The following is a 17,850-nucleotide window of genomic DNA, read 5'->3' on the forward strand; positions in this document are numbered from 1 at the left end:
CCCCGCGAGGGGCTTTCTTACATCAGAAGCGGTAGCCGAAGGCGGCTTCGAACTTGTCCGCGATCTCGGCGGCGGTGAAGTGGTGGTTCTGCGCGCCCTTGTGGGCGATCTTGATCGCGCCCAGCAGGCTGGCCAGGCGGCCGGTGGTTTCCCAGTTCCAGCCGTTGGTGATGCCGAACAGCAGGCCGGCGCGATAGGCGTCGCCGCAGCCGGTCGGGTCCAGCGCGGCCGCCACCGGCACGGCCGGGATGTCGATGCGCTGCCCCTTGGTGTGGATCTCGGAACCCTGCTCGCCACGGGTGACGATCAGCGCTTCCACGCGGCCGGCGATTTCTTCCAGCGACAGGCCGGTACGCTCGATCAGCAGCTCAATTTCATAATCGTTGGTAGTGACGTAGGTAGCCTTGTCGATGAACTCGATCAGTTCCTCGCCGTTGAACATCGGCAGCTGCTGGCCCGGATCGAAGATGAACGGGATCTGCAGGCCGGCCAGGTCGGCGGCGTGCTTCTTCATGCCCAGGTGGCCGTCCGGCGAGATGATGGCGATGCGCGCCGGGCCGGCCTTGGCGACCTCGTTCTCGTGCGCGTACGACATGGCGCCCGGGTGGAAGGCGTTGATCTGGTTGTTGTCCTGGTCGGCGGTGACGAAGCACTGGGCGTTGTAGGCGTCTTCCTTGATCAGGATGTTGTCGGTGGCCAGGCCCAGTTTGCGGAAGCGCGCCATGTAGGCCGCGTTGTCCTGGCCCATCACGCCGACGATGCGCGGCGAGCCGCCCAGCAGTTTGAGGTTGTAGGCGATGTTGGGCGCGCAGCCGCCGAACTCCGTGCGCATGGTCGGCGCCAGGAAGGACACGTTCACCTTGTGCAGCTGGTCCGGCAGCAGGATGCTGTCGAAACGGTTGGGGAATTGCAGGATGGTGTCGATGGCGATCGAACCGCAAATCAGGGAGGTCTGGGTCATGATAGTTCTTTATGGGTAGAAGACTGCGATGTGATAGCCGGATGCTTTCAGATCGTGAAGCTCGAAGTACAGTTTAACGGCTTGTTCGGAGTGCGGGGCAAATCCTTTGTCGATCGCCACATCGGCGCCGAGATAGTCGCGCGGCGTGAACACGCGGCGCAGGATGCGCTTGTCGTTGGCGTCGTCCAGCACCAGCTCGATCGACGGCCAGGCCTGCGCGGTGGCGCTCTGGTTGCGCAGCAGGGTGGTGAAGGAGAAGGTGGTGTCGCTCAGGGTTTGCAGTTCCCCCTGTTCGATGGTGAGGTCGTCGATCTGGGTCGGCAGTTCGATCTTGCAGCCCAGCGTGCGGCAGGCGGCCGTCAGCGCAGGTTTCAGCGCCGGCACGTTGGCGGCGATGGCGTTGCGGAAGGTGGTGACGGCTTGCGCCAGCAGGGCGGCCACCAGCAGCACCGAGCCCAGGCTCATGAGGATGGTGGCGGCCTTGCCGAATTTCTGGCGCTGGCGGTCGCGTTTGACGAAGCCGGGCTCCTCGGGCGCCGCCTGTTCCTCGTTGGCGGGCGCGAGCTCGTCGTCCATGCTGTGCTTGTGCAGATAGGCGTGGCCGCGCGCGGCTTGCGCCTCGGCCAGGCCGTTGCCCGACAGGTGGGCCAGGGCTTCCTCGTCGATTTCATCGAGCTCGTCGTCGCGCGGCGGACGCGCCGGCGGAGCGGCGGCGGCGGGGACGGCCTCGGCGTCACCGGTTGAGGCGGCGTCCTCCGCCTCGGCGGCGAAGACGGCGTCGGCCGCGGCGGCCAGGGCGGTGTCCAGGCCCGGGCCGGCGCCGGCTTGCGGTTCGTCGTCCAGCGGCGGCTCGCCCCAGGTTGGCTCGACCCGGCCGCCGCTCATGTCGGCGTAGGCGTCTTCCGCGATGGGCTGGCCGTCGGCGTCGTGCTGCACGTCGCCCAGGGTTTGCTCCATGGCCGACAGCTCGGCTTCCAAGGCGGCCTCGAGCTCGTCTTCGCTCATGCTTTCGGCGTTCAGCACGTCTTCGAGCGGCGTGGGGCTGACGTCCGGCTCGCTGCTGGCTTCCAGGTCGGGCTCGGATTCGATGTCGAGATCGAGGTCGAACAGGGCGTCGGTGCTGGCCGGCAGGATGGCTGGCTCGGCCGGCAGCGGGATCGGCGCCGGCGCGGCGGTGGCGATCGGCTCGTCGTCCATGTCGGTGTCCGGCGCCGGGCCGGCTTGCGCTTGCGGCGCCTCGGCGGCAATGGCTGGCGCCGGGGCGGACCGCGGCTCTGGCTCGGCGGCGATGGCCGGCGCGGGCTCGGGCGCGGCCGCGTCGTCCGCGACGTCGAGCTCCAGCGTCGGCGGGGCCGGTTCGGCGCCCAGCACCGCGGCCGCGCGCGTATCGAGCGCGGCCATTTTCTGGTCGAGGGGAATGCTTGGGGGGAGGGCGGAAGGCGGCTCCAGCAGGGCCGCGTTGCCGTCGAAGACTTCGTTGCAGGAGCCACAGCGCACTATGCCCCCACGTAATTTCAACTGGTCATGAGCGACCCGAAATACCGTGTTGCAGTGGGGGCATTTGGTGGCGAGCGCCATCGATGCTGGGCTTACTGTTCCGAACGCGCTGGCGGAACCGTGTCGCTGCCGAGGCGGCCATGCAGCGCCACCCAGCCGTCTTGCTCGGCCCACACGCCCAGCTTGATGAACGGCGCGTAAGCGGCCGCCACTTCCTCGGCCTGGCGCGCCAGCACGCCGGACAGGACCAGCGCACCGCCATCGGCCACGCGGCCCGACAGCATGGGCGCCATCAGCTTCAGCGGGCTGGACAGGATGTTGGCCACCACGATGTCAAAGCGCTGCGCCGCATGCTTGGACTCGGCGAAGCTGTCCGGCAGGAAGTACGCGATGTCGCAGTGGTTGCGGGTGGCGTTGTCGGCCGCCGACTCGATCGCCTGCGGATCGATGTCCACGCCCACCACCTCGCCGGCGCCGACCTTCTTGGCCACCATGGCCAGGATGCCGGAACCGCAGCCGTAGTCGAGCACGGTCTTGCCCGGCGCCGGATTGGCTTCCAGCCACTCCATGCACAGGCGCGTGGTCGGATGGCTGCCGGTGCCGAAGGCCAGGCCGGGGTCCAGCTCCAGGATCAGCGCGTCCGGATTGGGCGCCTCGTGCCAGGATGGCACCACCCAGATGTTCTTGCCGATCTGGATGGGGGCGAACTGCGACTGGGTCAGGCGCACCCAGTCCTGCTCCTCCACCTTGCGGGTGGTGAACTTGGGCAGGGTGGTCAGGCCGATCTGGCCGGCGGCGGCCGCGACGATCACGGCCTGGTCGTCATCCTCGTCGGTCAGGGCCACCACGCGGCTGTGATCCCAGGCCGCTTCCGTCGGCTCCATGCCCGGCTCACCGAACAGCGGTTTTTCCGCGTCCGTGCCTTCGTCCGCGTCTTCCACGGACACCGACAGGGCGCCCACGTCCATCAGCGCTTCCGACAGCGCCTCGGCGTGGTCACGGGCGATTTCGATGACGATTTCAGTCCAGCTCATGGTTTAACCCTTGTTGCCCAGGCTCAGTTTGTTCAAGTCCGGCATGTCGGCCAACTTGTGCTCCAGGTAGTGAATATTGGTGCCGCCTTCGATGAAGCGGGCGTCGACCATCAGCTCGCGGTGCAGCGGGATGTTGGTCTGGATGCCTTCGACCACCATTTCCGACAGCGCGATCTGCATGCGGCGGATCGCCTGCTCGCGGGTGGCGCCGTAGGAAATGACCTTGCCGATCATCGAATCATAGTGCGGTGGCACATAATAACCCGCATACGAGTGCGAGTCGACGCGCACGCCCGGGCCGCCCGGCACGTGCCAGGAGGTGATGCGGCCTGGCGACGGCGTGAACTTGAACGGGTCCTCGGCGTTGATGCGGCACTCGATGGCGTGGCCGGACAGCATCACGTCGCGCTGGCGGAAGCGCAGCTTCTCGCCGGCGGCGATGCGGATCTGCTCCTGCACGATGTCGATGCCGGTGATCATCTCGGTGACCGGGTGCTCCACCTGCACGCGGGTGTTCATCTCGATAAAGTAGAACTCGCCGTTCTCGTACAGGAATTCAAAGGTGCCGGCGCCGCGGTAGCCGATCTTGCGGCAGGCCTCGGCGCAGCGCTCGCCGACCTTCTCGATCAGCTTGCGCGGGATGCCCGGCGCCGGCGCCTCCTCGATCACCTTCTGGTGGCGGCGCTGCATCGAGCAGTCGCGTTCGCCCAGCCAGACGGCGTTCTTGTGCTCGTCGGCCAGCACCTGGATTTCCACGTGGCGTGGGTTTTCCAGGAACTTCTCCATATAGACTTCCGGATTGCCGAAGGCCGCGCCGGCTTCCGACTTGGTCATCTGCACGGCGTTGATCAGGGCCGCCTCGGTGTGCACCACGCGCATGCCGCGACCGCCGCCGCCGCCGGCCGCCTTGATGATGACCGGATAGCCGACCTTGCGGGCGATCTGCACGATGGCCTTCGGATCGTCCGGCAGCGCGCCTTCCGAGCCCGGCACGCACGGCACGCCGGCCTTGATCATGGCTTGCTTGGCGGTGACCTTGTCGCCCATCAGGCGGATCGAGTCGGAGCGCGGGCCGATGAACACGAAGCCGGATTTTTCCACGCGCTCGGCGAAGTCGGCGTTTTCCGACAGGAAGCCGTAGCCCGGGTGGATCGCCTCGGCGTCGGTCACTTCGGCCGCGCTGATGATGGCGGGCATGTTCAGGTAGCTCAGCGACGATGGCGCCGGGCCGATGCAGACCGACTCGTCGGCCAACTTCACGTATTTGGCGTCTTTGTCTGCTTCCGAGTGGACCACGACCGTCTTGATGCCCAGTTCGCGGCAGGCGCGCTGGATACGGAGGGCGATTTCGCCGCGGTTGGCAATGAGGATTTTTTCAAACATGATAGGTTCGCTATGTCTGTGAGCGCCGGTAATGGGCTGCGTCAGGTGAGGAGGGATTGCGGACCAGGACGGCGCGCCCGTCGCCGACAGGGAGGGCGCGATCCGTTCTTAGCCGATCACAAACAGCGGTTGGCCGAATTCGACCGGCTGGCCGTTCTCGACCAGGATCTGGGTGATGGTGCCGGACTTGTCGGCGTCGATTTCGTTCAGCAGCTTCATCGCCTCGATGATGCACAGGGTGTCGCCTTCCTTGACCGACTGGCCGACTTCGACGAAGGCCGGGGCGCCTGGCGACGACGAGCGGTAGAAGGTGCCCACCATCGGCGACTTGACCACGTGGCCGGTCGGCTCGGCGGCGGCGGCCACCACCGGCGCGGCGGCGGCGGCCGGGGCGGCGGCCGGTGCCGCCGGGGCGGCGTGGTATTGCGGGATTGCCTGCGGCTGCATCATCACCATTTGGTTTTGCGCGATGGCGGACGACTTGACGATGCGAACTTTGCTCTCGCCTTCGGTCACTTCGAGCTCGGCGATGTCCGATTCCGCGACCAAATCAATCAAGGTCTTCAGCTTGCGTAGATCCATGTAACCCCCAGGAATGTCTTATGTGTATAAAAATGCGCGCAGATCGCGTAGGTTATCGCTTTTTAAGGGCGAAGTCGATGGCAAACCGATATCCTTCGATACCCAGTCCGCAGATGGTTCCTATTGCAATCGCGCTAAGGAACGAGTGGTGGCGAAACGACTCGCGCTGGTAAATATTCGAAATATGCACTTCCACAAACGGGATCGCCACCCCAGCCAGGGCGTCGCGCAAGGCCACGCTGGTGTGGGTCAGGCCGCCCGGATTGATGACGATGGCGTCCACGCCCTCCGCTTTGGCGGCATGGATGCGGTCGATCAGCGCACCTTCGTGGTTGCTCTGGAAGCAGGACAAGCTCGCGCCCGCCGCCTGGGCCTGGGCCTGGGCAGCGTGTTCGATGTCGGCCAAAGTGCTTGCGCCGTAGACCTCGGGCTCGCGGGTGCCCAGCAAATTGAGGTTGGGGCCGTTGAGCAGTAGGAGGTTTTTTGCCATGATTCTTGAGCCTTCTCCGCGAAAGATCCGCATTTTGACGCCAACTGCGGACATTTGGCAAGAGAAAAAAACTTATGAATCTATTTAGAGAGTTGCCAAATCTTTGCGCAGCTCGTCAAATTTCAGCCGGCCGAGGTAGGTCTTCTTGACCTGGCCGTCGGCGCCGATCAGGACCGTGAAGGGCAGGCCTCCCTGGGCGTTGCCGAACTGGCGCGACAGCTCGGTGCCGCTCATGCCGGCCACCAGCACCGGGTAGGTGATCTTATATTTGTCGTTAAATTCCGCGATATTTGTTGGCGAATCAATACCAATGCCGATAACTTGCAGCTTCTTGCCTTCTTCTCCGGAAGCCAGCGCCGACAGCTCCGGCATCTCCTGCACGCACGGGCCGCACCACGGCGCCCAGAAGTTGACCAGCATGGCCTTGCCCTTGTACTGGGCCAGCGGGGTGGATACGCCCTTGGCGTCCGGCAGCGTCTGTTTATACAGCGCCGCCACCGGCTCGGTGACCCCGGGCGGCGGCACGGCGGTCAGCGGTGGGGCCGGATTGTTCTTGTTCATGCCGACGTAGGCGCCGGAGGCGGCGAACAGCACCGCGACGATGGCATAGGCAGCCAGGTGTTTTTTATTCATGGTGATGATGGATGAGTACTGTTAACTAATAGGGCGCGCACGGCGGCGATGTCGGCCCGGGCCAATTTGCCGTCGGCGCGGTTCTTCACGGCGCCGCGCAAATCGTCCAGCTCATAGAGCGCGGCGTGCACGCCTTCCTTGTGCCACATGAAGCTGACGGTTTCGACCATGCCGTGGCGCGGTCCCTTGAAGTGGGGCGTTTCCGAGATGTCGATTTGCAAATTCCGGTTCAGCAGGAAGATTTCCACCTCCTTGGCGCTGTCGGCGAACAATTGCAGGTGAATATCGTCGTGTGGACCGGCCGTGCCATTTAACACCGCGCCGGTTAAATAAGGCTGAAAGCGCTCCAGCCCTTCCATGATGTCCACCGCCAGCGTGCGCAGGCGGAACAGGCGGGCCGGCTGGGTGTCGGCGTGGAACAGCGACTGGTAGATCCGGACTTCGGCCTCGATCTGCGCGTTGTCGGGCAGCAGGTTGAGCGGCGGCTGGGTGTCGCCGAGGATTTGCCTGGCTGCCTTGCGCTTGGCGGTGTTGTAGTCGGCTCCATCCTCGGCGATCAGGCGCGCGGCGGCCGCCGCGATCTCGGCACGCAGGAGCTGGAGTTCTTCATTAACATTCGGCGTCATGGACGAGATAATACTCTGAACCGGGAAAAGCGCGGCGGGTCAGGTAAAATCGCATATTCAGTTTCGCCTGCGCGTCATTCCGGCGCAAGCCGGAATCCATGCTGAGTCGGAAAGCCGGCGTTCTATGGATTCCGGCCTTCGCCGGAATGACGGTGGGGCGGCTCATACTTCGTCTTACTTATTATGCACATTCACATCCTCGGTATTTGCGGCACCTTCATGGGCGGCCTGGCCGTGCTGGCCAAAGAAGCGGGCCACCGCGTCACCGGCTGCGACGCCAACGTCTATCCACCGATGAGCACTCAGCTGGAAGCCCAGGGCATCGAACTGATCACCGGCTTCGGCCCGGAGCAGACCGCGCTCAACCCGGACCTGTACGTGATCGGCAACGTGGTCACGCGCGGCAATCCGCTGATCGAGGAAATCATGAACCGCGGCCTGCCGTACGTGTCCGGCCCGCAATGGATCGGCGACCATATATTAAGAGACAAATGGGTGCTGGCCGTGGCCGGCACGCACGGCAAGACCACCACCTCGGCCATGCTGACCTGGATCCTGGAAGACGCCGGCTACGCGCCCGGCTTCCTGATCGGCGGCGTGCCGATGAACTTTGGCGTCTCGGCCCGCATGCAGGGCGACAAGGACTCGATCTTCTTCGTGATCGAGGCCGACGAGTACGACACCGCCTTCTTCGACAAGCGCAGCAAGTTCGTGCACTACCACGCCAAGACCGCCATCCTGAACAACCTGGAATACGATCACGCCGACATCTTCCCCGATCTGGCCGCGATCGAAACCCAATTCCACCACTTGGTGCGCACGGTGCCGGGCATCGGCCGCGTCATTCACAACGGCGATGAGGCATCCCTGCAGCGGGTGCTCAAGCGCGGTTGCTGGAGCGAGAAGGAAAGCTTTGGCCGTGGCGAAGGCATGGATTGGACGCTGAACGAGCACGATGACGGCAGCTTCGACGTCATTTTCAACGGCGAAGTGGCCGGCCGCGTCGAATGGTGGCTCACTGGCAAGCACAACCGCGCCAACGCCCTGGCGGCGATTGCAGCGGCCCGCCACGTCGGCGTGCCGGTCGCGCAGGCGGCCAAGTCGCTGGCCACGTTCGAAAGCGTCAAGCGCCGCATGGAAGTGCGCGGCGTGGTCAACAACATCACGGTGTACGACGACTTCGCCCACCATCCAACAGCGATTGAAACGACGGTCGGCGGCCTGCGCCAGAAGGTCGGCAAGGGCACCCGCATCCTGGCCGTGCTGGAACCGCGCTCCAACACCATGAAGCTGGGCGCGATGAAGGATGCGCTGCCGGGCAGTCTGCGCGATGCCGACCTGGTGTTCGGCTACGGCGTGGAAAAATCGCTGGGCTGGAGCGTGGGCGCGGCGCTGTCGCCGCTGGGCGATATCGCCAGCGCCCACGAGGACATCGACGCCCTGGTGGCCGCCATCGCCAAGGCCGCGCGGCCGGGCGACCATATTATCGTGATGAGCAACGGCGGCTTCGGCGGCATCCACGACAAGATCCTGAAAGCGCTGGCGCAATGATTTTGTACCTGCACGGCTTCCGCTCCTCGCCGCAATCCATGAAAGCCCGCCTGGTAGGCGAGCGCATGGCGGCGCTGGGCCTGACCGACCAACTGATCTCGCCGCAACTGCCGGCCTCGCCAAAGCTGGCCATGGAACTGGCGCAGTCGCTGATCGCCGGCGTGCCGGCCGAACAGTTGAGCATCATCGGTTCCTCGCTGGGCGGCTACTACGCGACCTGGCTGGCCGAGCGCGTCGGCTGCCGTGCGGTGCTGCTGAACCCGGCCGTGGTGCCGAGCCTGGACCTGGACAAGCACGTCGGCGTGACCACGCAATACCATTCCGACGAGCCATTCGAATTCAAGCGCGAATATATCGACGAACTGCGCGCGCTGGAAGTGTCGAAGATCAGCAAGCCGGAACGCTATTTCCTGATCGCCGCCACCGGCGACGAAGTGCTGGATTACCGCGACATGGTGGCCCACTATCAGGGCGCGCGCCAGCACATCATCGACGGCAGCGACCATGCGATCTCTGAGTTCCCGCAGTATCTGGATGAGGTGCTGGGCTTTTGCGGCGTCGGGGCGCGGGCTTGAGCGCGCCGCCGCGCGGCGCCTCGCTGCGGCAGGCGCAATGGCAGCCGCACGTGCTGGCGGTGAACCCGCCGGCGGGCTATGTGCCGTGGCTGACGGAGGACGGTTCGCTGACCGCGCGCCTGAAGGAGCACAGCGACAGCTTCCGCGTGCAATGCCTGCACCAGCGCGTGGAGCGCTGCCTGAGCGACGAGGCGGCGGCGATCGGCATGCACCGGCCCGGCCGCGTGTGGGAAAGGGAAGTGCTGCTGAGATGTGATAATACGCCTGTGGTGTTCGCGCACACGGTGGTGCCGATGTCGGCCACGGCGGCCGACTGGCCCTTGTTCAGCGCGCTGGGCGAGCGTTCGCTGGGCACCACGCTGTTTGGCGATCCGCTGGTGCGGCGTGGTGTGTTGGAATTTGCAAGATTGCGGGAAGGGCATCCTCTGGCGCGGCGCGCGCGCGCCGCACTGGCGCCGGCTGCCCTCGATGCGCACATATTATATGCACGGCGCTGCCTGTATCGGCGCCGCCAAGGTACCCTGCTGGTGACGGAAGTGTTTCTACCTTCCGTCCTGGAACTGATTAAAACGAGTAAAAACAAACGATGAATGTATTTTTTGAAGAGTCCGGCGATTTCAAGGTCGGCACCGTGATGACGCAAGCCGGCGAGGCCTATCAAGTCGAGATGGCCAGCGGCAAGCGCACCAAGGTCAAGGCCAAGGACGTGCTGCTGCAGTTCGAGAAGCCGTCGCCGGGCGAGCTGATGGAGCAGGCCAAGGCCATCTCCGCCGAGATCGACCTGGAATTCCTGTGGGAAGTCGCCGGCGAGGAAGAGTTCGGCTTTGCCGAGCTGGGCGCCGAGTATTTCGGCCACGCGCCGCAACCGGCCGAGGCGGCCGGCCTGATCCTGAGCCTGCATTCGTCGCCGATCTACTTCTATAAAAAAGGCCGTGGCCGCTACAAGGCCGCGCCCGAGCAATCGCTGCGCGCGGCGCTGGCCGGCATCGAGAAAAAGAAACAGCAGGCGCTGGTGCAAGCCGCCTATGTGGAAGAGCTGAAAGCCAACAAGCTGCCGGCCGCGATGCAGAACATCGTCATGCAGCTGCTGTTCAAGCCTGACAAGAACGGCATCGAATACAAGGCGCTGGAAGCGGCCTGCAATGAACTGCACACCAATCCGCAACGGCTGATGCTGGCGGTGGGCGGCGTGCCCTCGGCCAAGGCGCTGCACATGGCCAAGTTCCTGTTCGAGAACTTCCCGAAAGGCGCGGGCTTCCCGGAGGTGCCGGTGCCGGTGTCGCCGACCAAGCTGCCGCTGGCGGAGGTGCAGGCGTTCTCCATCGACGACGTCACCACCACCGAGATCGACGACGCCTTCTCGGTCACCCAGCTGGCCGACGGCAACGTCAAGATCGGCATCCACATCGCCGCGCCGGGCCTGGGCATCAAGCCGGACGACGCGGTCGACAAGCTGGCGCGCACCCGCATGTCCACCGTCTACATGCCGGGCGATAAGATCACCATGCTGCCGGACGCGATTGTTGACGCCTTCACCCTGGCCGAGGGCAAGACCTGCCCGGCGCTGTCGCTGTACGCCACCCTGAACCCGGCCGACTGGTCGGTGCTGGCCACCGAAACCCGCGCCGAGATGGTGCCGATCGCGCACAACCTGCGCCACAACGATCTGGACGACCTGGTCAACGAAGAGACGCTGGCCAGCGGCGAGGGCGACTACCCGCACAAGGACGAGCTGTGCCTGATCTGGAAATGGGCGCAGGTGCTGGAGGCGGCGCGCATGGTCAAGCGCGAGGGCTTCGGCCTCAAGCCGGAGCAGAACAACCGCGTCGACTACAACTTCTACGTGGAAGACGACGTGGTCACGGTCACCCGCCGCAAGCGCGGCGCGCCGCTGGACAAGATCGTGGCCGAGCTGATGATCTTCGCCAACAGCACCTGGGGCAAGCTGATGCACGACAGCGGCGTGCCCGGCATCTACCGCAGCCAGGGCCGCGGCGTCGGCGGCTGGAACGCCAAGATGCAAGTGCGCATGCTGACCCACGCCGCGCCGCACGAGGGCCTGGGCGTGGACCAGTACGCCTGGAGCACCTCGCCGCTGCGCCGCTATACCGACCTGGTCAACCAGTGGCAGATCCTGGCCTGCGCAGAGAAGGGCGTGATGGCGCCGCTGGTCGCGCACTTCAAGCACAAGGATGCCGAGCTGTTCGCGATTGTGTCGCAGTTCGACGCCGCCTACGGCGCCTACGCCGACCACCAGGCCAATATGGAACGCTACTGGTGCCTGCGCTGGCTGGGCCAGGAAAACGCCCGCCAGGTGGAGGCCGTGGTGCTCAAGGACGAGGTGCTGCGGCTGGTCGACATTCCGCTGATCATCCGCCTGCCGGGCATGCCATCGGTGGCGCGCGGGGCGCAGGTCAAGCTGGACATCCTGCGCTGGGACGAAGTGGACCTGACGGTGGAAGCCCGCATCCTCGAAATCCCGACCGACGTGGTCGCCACCGACGTCGACTTCGAAGACGAGGTGGAGGACGCGCCGGAAGAGGCGGTCGACGCGCCGGAAGTGGTGGTCGAGGCCGCCGCCGAGCAACCAGCGGCGGAATGACGTGTAGAATCTGACTCATGTCTTTCAGAGAAAATCGCTTGCTCTACACCGCCCTCGCCATCTCGCTGATGGCGCATGGCGCTTTGCTGGCGATGCGCTTCGTGGCGCCGACCCCGGCGCCGGTGCAGGCCACCGATCCGGGACTGGAAGTCATCCTCGTCAACGCCAAGCACAACAAGGCGCCGCTGAAGGCCGACGCGGTGGCGCAGGCCAACCTCGACGGCGGCGGCACGGTGGACCAGGGCCGTTCCAAGTCGCCCATGCCGGACATGCGCAAGACCGAGATGGGCGACAGCGTCAAGGCCAACAAGCGCCGCATCCAGGAACTGGAGGAGCGCCAGAAAAACCTGCTGACGCAGGTGCACTCGTCGTCCGAGGTGGCGGCGCCGCCGATCACGGAAAAGGCCAAGCCCGATCCGCTGCCGACCGGCGCCGACCTGCTGGAATCGAGCAAGGCGATCGCCCGCCGCGTGGCGGAAATCAGCGAAACCATCGAGGACCAGAACAAGCGTCCGAAGAAAACCATGATCACGCCGAGCACGCGCGAGGCCGGTTATGCGACCTACTACAAAACCATGCAGAAGCGCATCGAGGATTTCGGCACGCTGAACTTCCCGAACGTGAACGGGCGCAAGCTGTATGGCCAGCTGATGCTGTCCATCCCGGTGTTCCAGGACGGCACCATCTATGAAAAGGAAGGCGGCATCAAGGTCGAGCGCAGCTCCGGCAATCCGGCGCTGGACGAGGCGGCGATGCGCATCGTGCGCCGCTCGGCGCCGTTCGGCAAATTCCCGCCGAACATGCTGTCGAGCGACAGGGATGATTTATGGGTGATCATCACCACCTTCAAATTCACCCGGGAAGACAAACTACAAGCCGATATGAGCGGCGGAGGAAAATAAGCAGATGGACCGCTACTGCGTGTTCGGCAACCCGATTGCCCACAGCAAATCCCCTGAAATCCACGCCGCGTTCGCGGCGCAGACCGGGCAAGACCTGCACTACGAGCGCCGGCTGGCGCCACTGGACGGCTTTGCCGACGCCGTGCGCGCCTTCATGGCCGAAGGCGGCAAGGGCGCCAACGTCACCGTGCCGTTCAAGCTGGAGGCGGTCAAGCTGGCGCAGGCGCTGACCATCCGCGCACGCGCGGCCGGCGCGGTTAACACGCTGGTGTTCAGCGAGGAGGGCATCATCGGCGACAACACCGACGGCGCCGGGCTGGTGGCGGACATCGTACAGAATGCCGGCGTGCCGATCACCGGCAAGCGGGTACTGATCCTGGGCGCGGGCGGTGCGGTGCGGGGCGTGGTGCTGCCCATCCTCGAACATCGTCCGGCCAGGCTGGTGATCGCCAACCGCACCGTGGCCAAGGCTGAGGAACTGGTGCAACAGTTCGCCGCGCTGGGCGGCGAGGGCGTGGTGTCGGCGTGCGGGTTTGATGGCATTGAGGGCGAGTACGACATCATCATCAACGGCACGGCGGCCAGCCTGAGCGCGGAAGTGCCGCCGGTGTCGTCATCGATCTTCGCGCCCGGATCTTTGGCTTTGGACATGATGTACGGAGCCTCCCCCACTGTATTCTTGCAGTTCGCCGCCCAGCATGGCGCACAGTTGCGCGACGGCCTGGGCATGCTGGTCGAACAGGCGGCGGAAGCCTTCCAGTTGTGGCGCGGCGTGCAGCCGGCCACCGGCGACGTGCTGCGGAACCTGCGCGCCAAGCTATGAGCAAGACCGCTGGCAAATGGCGCTGGGTGAAGTGGATCTTCATCGTCCCGATCCTGCTGTTCCTGGCGGTGCAGCTGTACTTCTTCCTGCAGATCTGGTGGTGGGTGGATCACAACCCGTCGATGACCAGCTTCATGCGCCAGCAGCAGTCGGCGCTGCGCGAGAGGAACCCCAAGGCCAACATCCAGCAGATGTGGGTGCCGTACAACCGCATCTCGAACAACCTGAAGCGGGCCGTCATCGCCTCCGAGGACGCCAACTTCTCCGAGCACGAGGGCGTGGACTGGGAGGCCCTGCAAAAGGCCTACGAGAAGAACAACAAGAAGAAAAAAGTGGTGTCGGGCGGCTCGACCATCACCCAGCAACTGGCGAAGAATTTGTTCCTGTCCGGCTCGCGCAGCTACCTGCGCAAGGGACAGGAGCTGATCATCACCTTCATGCTGGAAACGCTGATGGACAAGGAGCGCATCTTCGAGATCTACCTGAACGTGGTGGAGTTCGGCACCGGTACCTTTGGGGCCGAGGCGGCGGCGCGTCATTATTACGGCGTCAGCGCGGCCAATCTGAGCGGCTTGCAGGCGGCCAAACTGGCGGTGATGCTGCCAAATCCGCGCTATTTCGACAAACATCGGGACTCCAACTACCTGGCCCGCCGCACGGCGATAATTTTGCGCCGGATGAACTCCGCCGAACTCCCCTAAAATCCGGGGTCAGGTCCTCCATTTCTACACGGCCTCGGCTGTAGCGTCCCGCTACAGCCGAGGCCGTGTAGAAATGGAGGACCTGACCCCGGACTGCGGACTGGCCTCGGCCGGGCTTTGCAGGTACACTTGCGCTGTTTCCAGAAGGCGCGTGACTCCATGATTAATGTTTTCGTTCTCCAGAATGGCCGGCTCAACCAGGTTCCTATCGACACGCGCGAAGATCTGGAGAAGGTGGAGCCGGTCTGGGTCGATCTGACCGACCCGACCGACGCTGAACGCGCCTGGGTACGCACCATCTACGGCGTGATCCTGCCCGGCGAGGACGAGGTCAAGGACATCGAGGCTTCGGCCCGCTACTACGAGGCCGAAAACGGCGACCTGCACCTGCGCACCGACTTCCTGCTCGAAGAAGAGGACGGCCCGTCGCGCATCGTCACCGTCGCTTTCATCCTGGCGCGCAAGATCCTGTTCTCGGTCCACACCGACGACCTGCCGGTGTTCCGCCTGGTGCGCATGCGCGCCCGTTCGCGCCCCGGCTCGATCGCCGATTACATGGACGTGCTGCTGGACCTGTACGCCACCGACGCCGAGTATTCGGCCGACGCGCTGGAAGGCATCTACCAGAACCTCGAGGAAGTCTCCGGCCGCGTGCTGCAAAAGGAATTCACCGACCAGGACGCCGCCGCCGCCCTGAACGCCATCGCCCACGAGGAAGACTTGAACGGCCGCATCCGCCGCAACATGATGGATACGCGCCGCGCGGTCAGCTTCCTGATGCGCGGCCGCTTATTGAATTCGGAACAGTTCGAGGAAGCCCGCCAGATCCTGCGCGACATCGAATCGCTGGATGGCCACACATCCTTCCTGTTCGATAAGATCAACTTCCTGATGGATGCCACGGTCGGTTTCATCAACATTAACCAGAACAAGATCATCAAGATCTTCTCCGTGGCCAGCGTGGCCTTCCTGCCGCCGACGCTGATCGCGTCCATCTACGGCATGAACTTCAAATGGCTGCCGGAACTGGAGTGGCAAATGGGCTATCCCTTCGCCATCGGCCTGATGCTGGCCAGCGCCATCGCGCCCTTCCTCTACTTCCGCCACCGCGGCTGGCTCAAATAACCGGGCTGAATTCCAGCGACAGCGTGCTGTAGTAGGGCGCGCTGCTCCACTGCTCGTTCAGTGCCAGCGCGCGTTCGTACAGCGCGGCCCTGAGATCGAGCGCCAGCGCGGCGAAATCGAAAGGCGGCTTGTTGCGCGCCGTGCAGGCCGCCGCCGCGCCGGCCAGGAAGGCGTCCTCGTCGAACGCGCCCGACCAGAGCTGCGCCTGCAAACCCTCCACGATGGCTTCCGCCTGCACCGCCTCCGTCTCGACGTTGGGATTGGCCTTGTCGTGCACGGATTCCATCACGAACTGCGCGTCGGCGCCGCGCGCCAGCAGGCTGAGGAAGCCGTGCCGCAGGGGCAGCGCCGACTCCACCACGTAGTGCACCAGGTCGTGCGGCAGGATGCCCTGGCGCGGCATCAACGCATCGGTGCAGCTGCCGTTGTTGCGCACGAAGCGCAGCACATCGTACTTGTCGGTCTTCGACCGTTTTTCAGCGATCAGTTTCATAACTGGCAATTATATATTAAGTAACTTTCACGACCGTAATAAAATCGGGGGAGTGAATCTATTAGAATGGCGGCCAGCGGTAACGCTCCCTCCCTTCGCTCCCCGCGGCCATCCCCTTGCCGCGCCAGAGAAAGTAATACGATGAACAAGAAACGGCAATTTTTCCCCCGCCAGGTGGTGGAGGCCGGCGGCAACCGCTGGGACTGGGCCCTGCTGCCCATCGTGCTGGCGGTTTTCGTGCTGATGGCCTATGGCAGCCAGCAGATGGCGCGCCCGTATGAACTCGGCCAGACGCTGCCGATGACGCTCGATCCGCTCTACCTGCCGTACTACCTGCTGCGCACCACGCTGCGCATGTTCATCGCCCTGGGCGCGTCGGTAATTTTCAGCTGCGTATTCGCGGCCCTGACCACCAAGTACCGCGTCGCCGAAAAGGTGATGGTGCCGATGCTCGACATCCTGCAATCGATCCCGATTCTCGGCTTCCTGTCGATTACCGTGACGGCCTTCATCGCGCTGTTCCCCGGCAACCTGCTGGGCGTGGAATGCGCCGCGATCTTCGCGATCTTCACTTCGCAGGCGTGGAATATGGCTTTCTCGGCCTACCAGGGGTTCCGCTCGGTGCCGGCCGAGTTGTCGGAGGCGGCGCAGGTGTTCCAGCTGTCGGGCTGGCAGCGTTTCTGGCGGCTGGAGCTGCCGTTCGCCATGCCGGGACTGCTGTGGAATATGATGATGTCCATGTCCGGCGGCTGGTTCTTCGTGGTGGCGTCGGAAGCCATCATGGTCTCCAACCAGACCATCAAGCTGCCCGGCATGGGTTCCTACATCGCGCTGGCGATCGAGCAGAGCGACCTCGGTGCGATCGGCTGGGCCATCTTCGCGATGCTGATCGCGGTGCTGCTGTACGACCAGCTGTTCTTCCGCCCATTGCTGGCGTGGGCCGACAAATTCCGCTTCGAGGAAACCGGCGGCGATACCGCGCAGTCCTCATGGCTGCTGACCTGGCTGCGCCGTACCGAGCGCACGCAGCAAATCGTGGCCTGGTTCGCGCAGCAGCTGGAGCGCTCGATCGCCGTGTTCCGCCTGTCGCACGACGGCACCTCGATCCGCGCCCGCAAGGACCAGCCGACGCTGGTGCCGCAGCGCGTGTGGGACGCGGTGATCGCCGCCGTGGTGTTCTACGCGCTCTGGAGCCTGGTGCATTTCATCCGCACCGAGGTCGGTTGGAGCGAGGTGGGGCATGTGGTGGTGCTGGGCGTGTACACCATGATCCGCGTGGTGGTGCTGCTGGCGCTGGCGGCCCTGATCTGGGTGCCGGTCGGGATCTGGATCGGCATGAACCCGCGCTGGGCTTCGCGCACGCAGGCGGTGGCGCAGTTCCTGGCGGCCTTCCCGGCCAACCTGGTGTTCCCGGTGGCGGTGATCATCATCGTGCGCTATCACCTGAACCCGGACATCTGGCTGTCGCCGCTGATGATCCTCGGCACCCAGTGGTATCTGCTGTTTAACGTGATCGCCGGCGCCTCCACCATCCCTACCGAATTGCGCCACGCGGCCAAAAACTTCGGCCTCACCGGCTGGCTGAAATGGCGGCGCTACCTGCTGCCGGCCATCTTCCCCAGCTTCGTGACGGGGGCGATCACCGCCTCGGGCGGCTCGTGGAACGCCGCCATCGTGGCGGAATTCGTCAGCTGGGGGCCGACCACCCTGAAGGCGCACGGCATCGGCAGCTACATCCAGGAGATGACCGTGGCCGGCGACTTCCCGCGCATCGCGCTGGGCATCGGCATCATGTGCATCTTCGTTATGGGCTTCAATCACTTCGTCTGGCGCCGTTTGTACACCATGGCCGAAAGCCGGCTGCATTTCTAG

At 64.6% G+C, this 17,850-nt stretch carries 18 protein-coding genes; 9 read left to right on the forward strand and 9 right to left on the reverse strand.

Going from position 1 to position 17,850, the window contains the following annotated elements; translation table 11 throughout:
* Window positions 1-22: 22 nt before the first annotated feature.
* The 8 genes from FHW83_RS03645 to FHW83_RS03680 form a co-directional block, all read right to left on the reverse strand.
* Window positions 23-961: a carbohydrate kinase family protein gene (locus FHW83_RS03645; RefSeq protein ID WP_176645011.1), complete on the reverse strand. Its 939-nt coding sequence runs from the start codon at window positions 959-961 to the stop codon at window positions 23-25.
* A gap of 9 nt (window positions 962-970) precedes the next feature.
* Entirely contained in the window at window positions 971-2,539 is a 1,569-nt protein-coding gene (locus FHW83_RS03650; RefSeq protein WP_176645012.1) for a DUF3426 domain-containing protein, read from the reverse strand.
* Between the two features lie 11 nt (window positions 2,540-2,550).
* Window positions 2,551-3,492 carry a 50S ribosomal protein L11 methyltransferase gene (prmA, locus tag FHW83_RS03655; RefSeq protein ID WP_176645013.1) on the reverse strand — a complete coding sequence of 314 codons (942 nt, stop codon included), beginning with the start codon at window positions 3,490-3,492 and terminating at the stop codon, window positions 2,551-2,553.
* Between the two features lie 3 nt (window positions 3,493-3,495).
* Window positions 3,496-4,875, reverse strand: coding sequence for an acetyl-CoA carboxylase biotin carboxylase subunit (gene accC, locus FHW83_RS03660; protein ID WP_176645014.1), 1,380 nt, complete (start codon window positions 4,873-4,875; stop codon window positions 3,496-3,498).
* Window positions 4,876-4,983: 108 nt separating this feature from the next.
* Complete coding sequence (gene accB, locus FHW83_RS03665; protein ID WP_176645015.1) at window positions 4,984-5,457, reverse strand: acetyl-CoA carboxylase biotin carboxyl carrier protein; 474 nt, start codon at window positions 5,455-5,457, stop codon at window positions 4,984-4,986.
* Between the two features lie 52 nt (window positions 5,458-5,509).
* Entirely contained in the window at window positions 5,510-5,947 is a 438-nt protein-coding gene (aroQ, locus tag FHW83_RS03670; RefSeq protein WP_176645016.1) for a type II 3-dehydroquinate dehydratase, read from the reverse strand.
* An 84-nt stretch (window positions 5,948-6,031) separates the two neighbouring features.
* Window positions 6,032-6,580 (reverse strand): TlpA disulfide reductase family protein, encoded by a 549-nt coding sequence (locus FHW83_RS03675; protein ID WP_176645017.1) that lies wholly within the window; start codon window positions 6,578-6,580, stop codon window positions 6,032-6,034.
* Window positions 6,577-7,206: a hypothetical protein gene (locus FHW83_RS03680; protein WP_176645018.1), complete on the reverse strand. Its 630-nt coding sequence runs from the start codon at window positions 7,204-7,206 to the stop codon at window positions 6,577-6,579. The genes FHW83_RS03675 and FHW83_RS03680 overlap by 4 nt, the downstream gene beginning before the upstream one ends.
* A gap of 183 nt (window positions 7,207-7,389) precedes the next feature.
* Between FHW83_RS03680 and mpl the strand changes: the two genes are divergently transcribed.
* The 8 genes from mpl (at window position 7,390) to corA (ending at window position 15,485) form a co-directional block, all read left to right on the forward strand.
* The gene (mpl, locus tag FHW83_RS03685; protein ID WP_176645019.1) at window positions 7,390-8,757 is read left to right on the forward strand and encodes a UDP-N-acetylmuramate:L-alanyl-gamma-D-glutamyl-meso-diaminopimelate ligase; all 1,368 of its coding nucleotides are present in this window, start codon (window positions 7,390-7,392) and stop codon (window positions 8,755-8,757) included.
* A complete protein-coding gene (locus FHW83_RS03690; RefSeq protein ID WP_176645020.1) occupies window positions 8,754-9,332 on the forward strand; it encodes a YqiA/YcfP family alpha/beta fold hydrolase in 579 nt (192 codons plus the stop codon). Before mpl ends, FHW83_RS03690 begins: the two co-directional genes overlap by 4 nt.
* Complete coding sequence (locus FHW83_RS03695) at window positions 9,329-9,922, forward strand: chorismate lyase (protein ID WP_176645021.1); 594 nt, start codon at window positions 9,329-9,331, stop codon at window positions 9,920-9,922. The genes FHW83_RS03690 and FHW83_RS03695 overlap by 4 nt, the downstream gene beginning before the upstream one ends.
* Window positions 9,919-11,934: a ribonuclease catalytic domain-containing protein gene (locus tag FHW83_RS03700; RefSeq protein ID WP_176645022.1), complete on the forward strand. Its 2,016-nt coding sequence runs from the start codon at window positions 9,919-9,921 to the stop codon at window positions 11,932-11,934. The genes FHW83_RS03695 and FHW83_RS03700 overlap by 4 nt, the downstream gene beginning before the upstream one ends.
* Window positions 11,935-11,951: 17 nt before the next feature.
* A complete protein-coding gene (locus tag FHW83_RS03705) occupies window positions 11,952-12,836 on the forward strand; it encodes a TonB family protein (protein WP_176645023.1) in 885 nt (294 codons plus the stop codon).
* A 4-nt stretch (window positions 12,837-12,840) separates the two neighbouring features.
* Window positions 12,841-13,659 (forward strand): shikimate dehydrogenase, encoded by an 819-nt coding sequence (gene aroE / locus FHW83_RS03710; protein ID WP_176645024.1) that lies wholly within the window; start codon window positions 12,841-12,843, stop codon window positions 13,657-13,659.
* Window positions 13,656-14,360, forward strand: a complete 705-nt coding sequence (mtgA, locus tag FHW83_RS03715) for a monofunctional biosynthetic peptidoglycan transglycosylase (protein ID WP_176645025.1) — start codon at window positions 13,656-13,658, stop codon at window positions 14,358-14,360. The genes aroE and mtgA overlap by 4 nt, the downstream gene beginning before the upstream one ends.
* Before the next feature lie 159 nt (window positions 14,361-14,519).
* On the forward strand, window positions 14,520-15,485 hold the full coding sequence (gene corA / locus FHW83_RS03720) for a magnesium/cobalt transporter CorA (protein ID WP_176645026.1): 966 nt from the start codon (window positions 14,520-14,522) through the stop codon (window positions 15,483-15,485).
* Here the strand turns inward: corA and FHW83_RS03725 are convergent.
* Complete coding sequence (locus tag FHW83_RS03725; RefSeq protein ID WP_176645027.1) at window positions 15,478-15,978, reverse strand: hypothetical protein; 501 nt, start codon at window positions 15,976-15,978, stop codon at window positions 15,478-15,480. The genes corA and FHW83_RS03725 overlap by 8 nt on opposite strands.
* Before the next feature lie 141 nt (window positions 15,979-16,119).
* On the opposite strand from FHW83_RS03725, the gene FHW83_RS03730 reads away from it, so the two are divergent.
* Window positions 16,120-17,850 carry an ABC transporter permease subunit gene (locus tag FHW83_RS03730; RefSeq protein ID WP_176645028.1) on the forward strand — a complete coding sequence of 577 codons (1,731 nt, stop codon included), beginning with the start codon at window positions 16,120-16,122 and terminating at the stop codon, window positions 17,848-17,850.

The sequence above is a fragment of the Duganella sp. SG902 genome (assembly GCF_013376005.1).
Lineage (GTDB): Bacteria > Pseudomonadota > Gammaproteobacteria > Burkholderiales > Burkholderiaceae_D > Rugamonas.

Coding starts and splice junctions, on each gene's coding strand:
- FHW83_RS03690 (WP_176645020.1), top strand. CDS start 8,754: ATGATTTTGTACCTGCACGGCTTCCGCTCCTCGCCGCAATCCATGAAA.
- FHW83_RS03730 (WP_176645028.1), top strand. CDS start 16,120: ATGAACAAGAAACGGCAATTTTTCCCCCGCCAGGTGGTGGAGGCCGGC.
- FHW83_RS03645 (WP_176645011.1), bottom strand. CDS start 961: ATGACCCAGACCTCCCTGATTTGCGGTTCGATCGCCATCGACACCATC.
- FHW83_RS03705 (WP_176645023.1), top strand. CDS start 11,952: ATGTCTTTCAGAGAAAATCGCTTGCTCTACACCGCCCTCGCCATCTCG.
- FHW83_RS03725 (WP_176645027.1), bottom strand. CDS start 15,978: ATGAAACTGATCGCTGAAAAACGGTCGAAGACCGACAAGTACGATGTG.
- mpl (WP_176645019.1), top strand. CDS start 7,390: ATGCACATTCACATCCTCGGTATTTGCGGCACCTTCATGGGCGGCCTG.
- accC (WP_176645014.1), bottom strand. CDS start 4,875: ATGTTTGAAAAAATCCTCATTGCCAACCGCGGCGAAATCGCCCTCCGT.
- FHW83_RS03680 (WP_176645018.1), bottom strand. CDS start 7,206: ATGACGCCGAATGTTAATGAAGAACTCCAGCTCCTGCGTGCCGAGATC.
- FHW83_RS03650 (WP_176645012.1), bottom strand. CDS start 2,539: ATGGCGCTCGCCACCAAATGCCCCCACTGCAACACGGTATTTCGGGTC.
- aroQ (WP_176645016.1), bottom strand. CDS start 5,947: ATGGCAAAAAACCTCCTACTGCTCAACGGCCCCAACCTCAATTTGCTG.
- FHW83_RS03700 (WP_176645022.1), top strand. CDS start 9,919: ATGAATGTATTTTTTGAAGAGTCCGGCGATTTCAAGGTCGGCACCGTG.
- corA (WP_176645026.1), top strand. CDS start 14,520: ATGATTAATGTTTTCGTTCTCCAGAATGGCCGGCTCAACCAGGTTCCT.
- prmA (WP_176645013.1), bottom strand. CDS start 3,492: ATGAGCTGGACTGAAATCGTCATCGAAATCGCCCGTGACCACGCCGAG.
- aroE (WP_176645024.1), top strand. CDS start 12,841: ATGGACCGCTACTGCGTGTTCGGCAACCCGATTGCCCACAGCAAATCC.
- mtgA (WP_176645025.1), top strand. CDS start 13,656: ATGAGCAAGACCGCTGGCAAATGGCGCTGGGTGAAGTGGATCTTCATC.
- accB (WP_176645015.1), bottom strand. CDS start 5,457: ATGGATCTACGCAAGCTGAAGACCTTGATTGATTTGGTCGCGGAATCG.
- FHW83_RS03675 (WP_176645017.1), bottom strand. CDS start 6,580: ATGAATAAAAAACACCTGGCTGCCTATGCCATCGTCGCGGTGCTGTTC.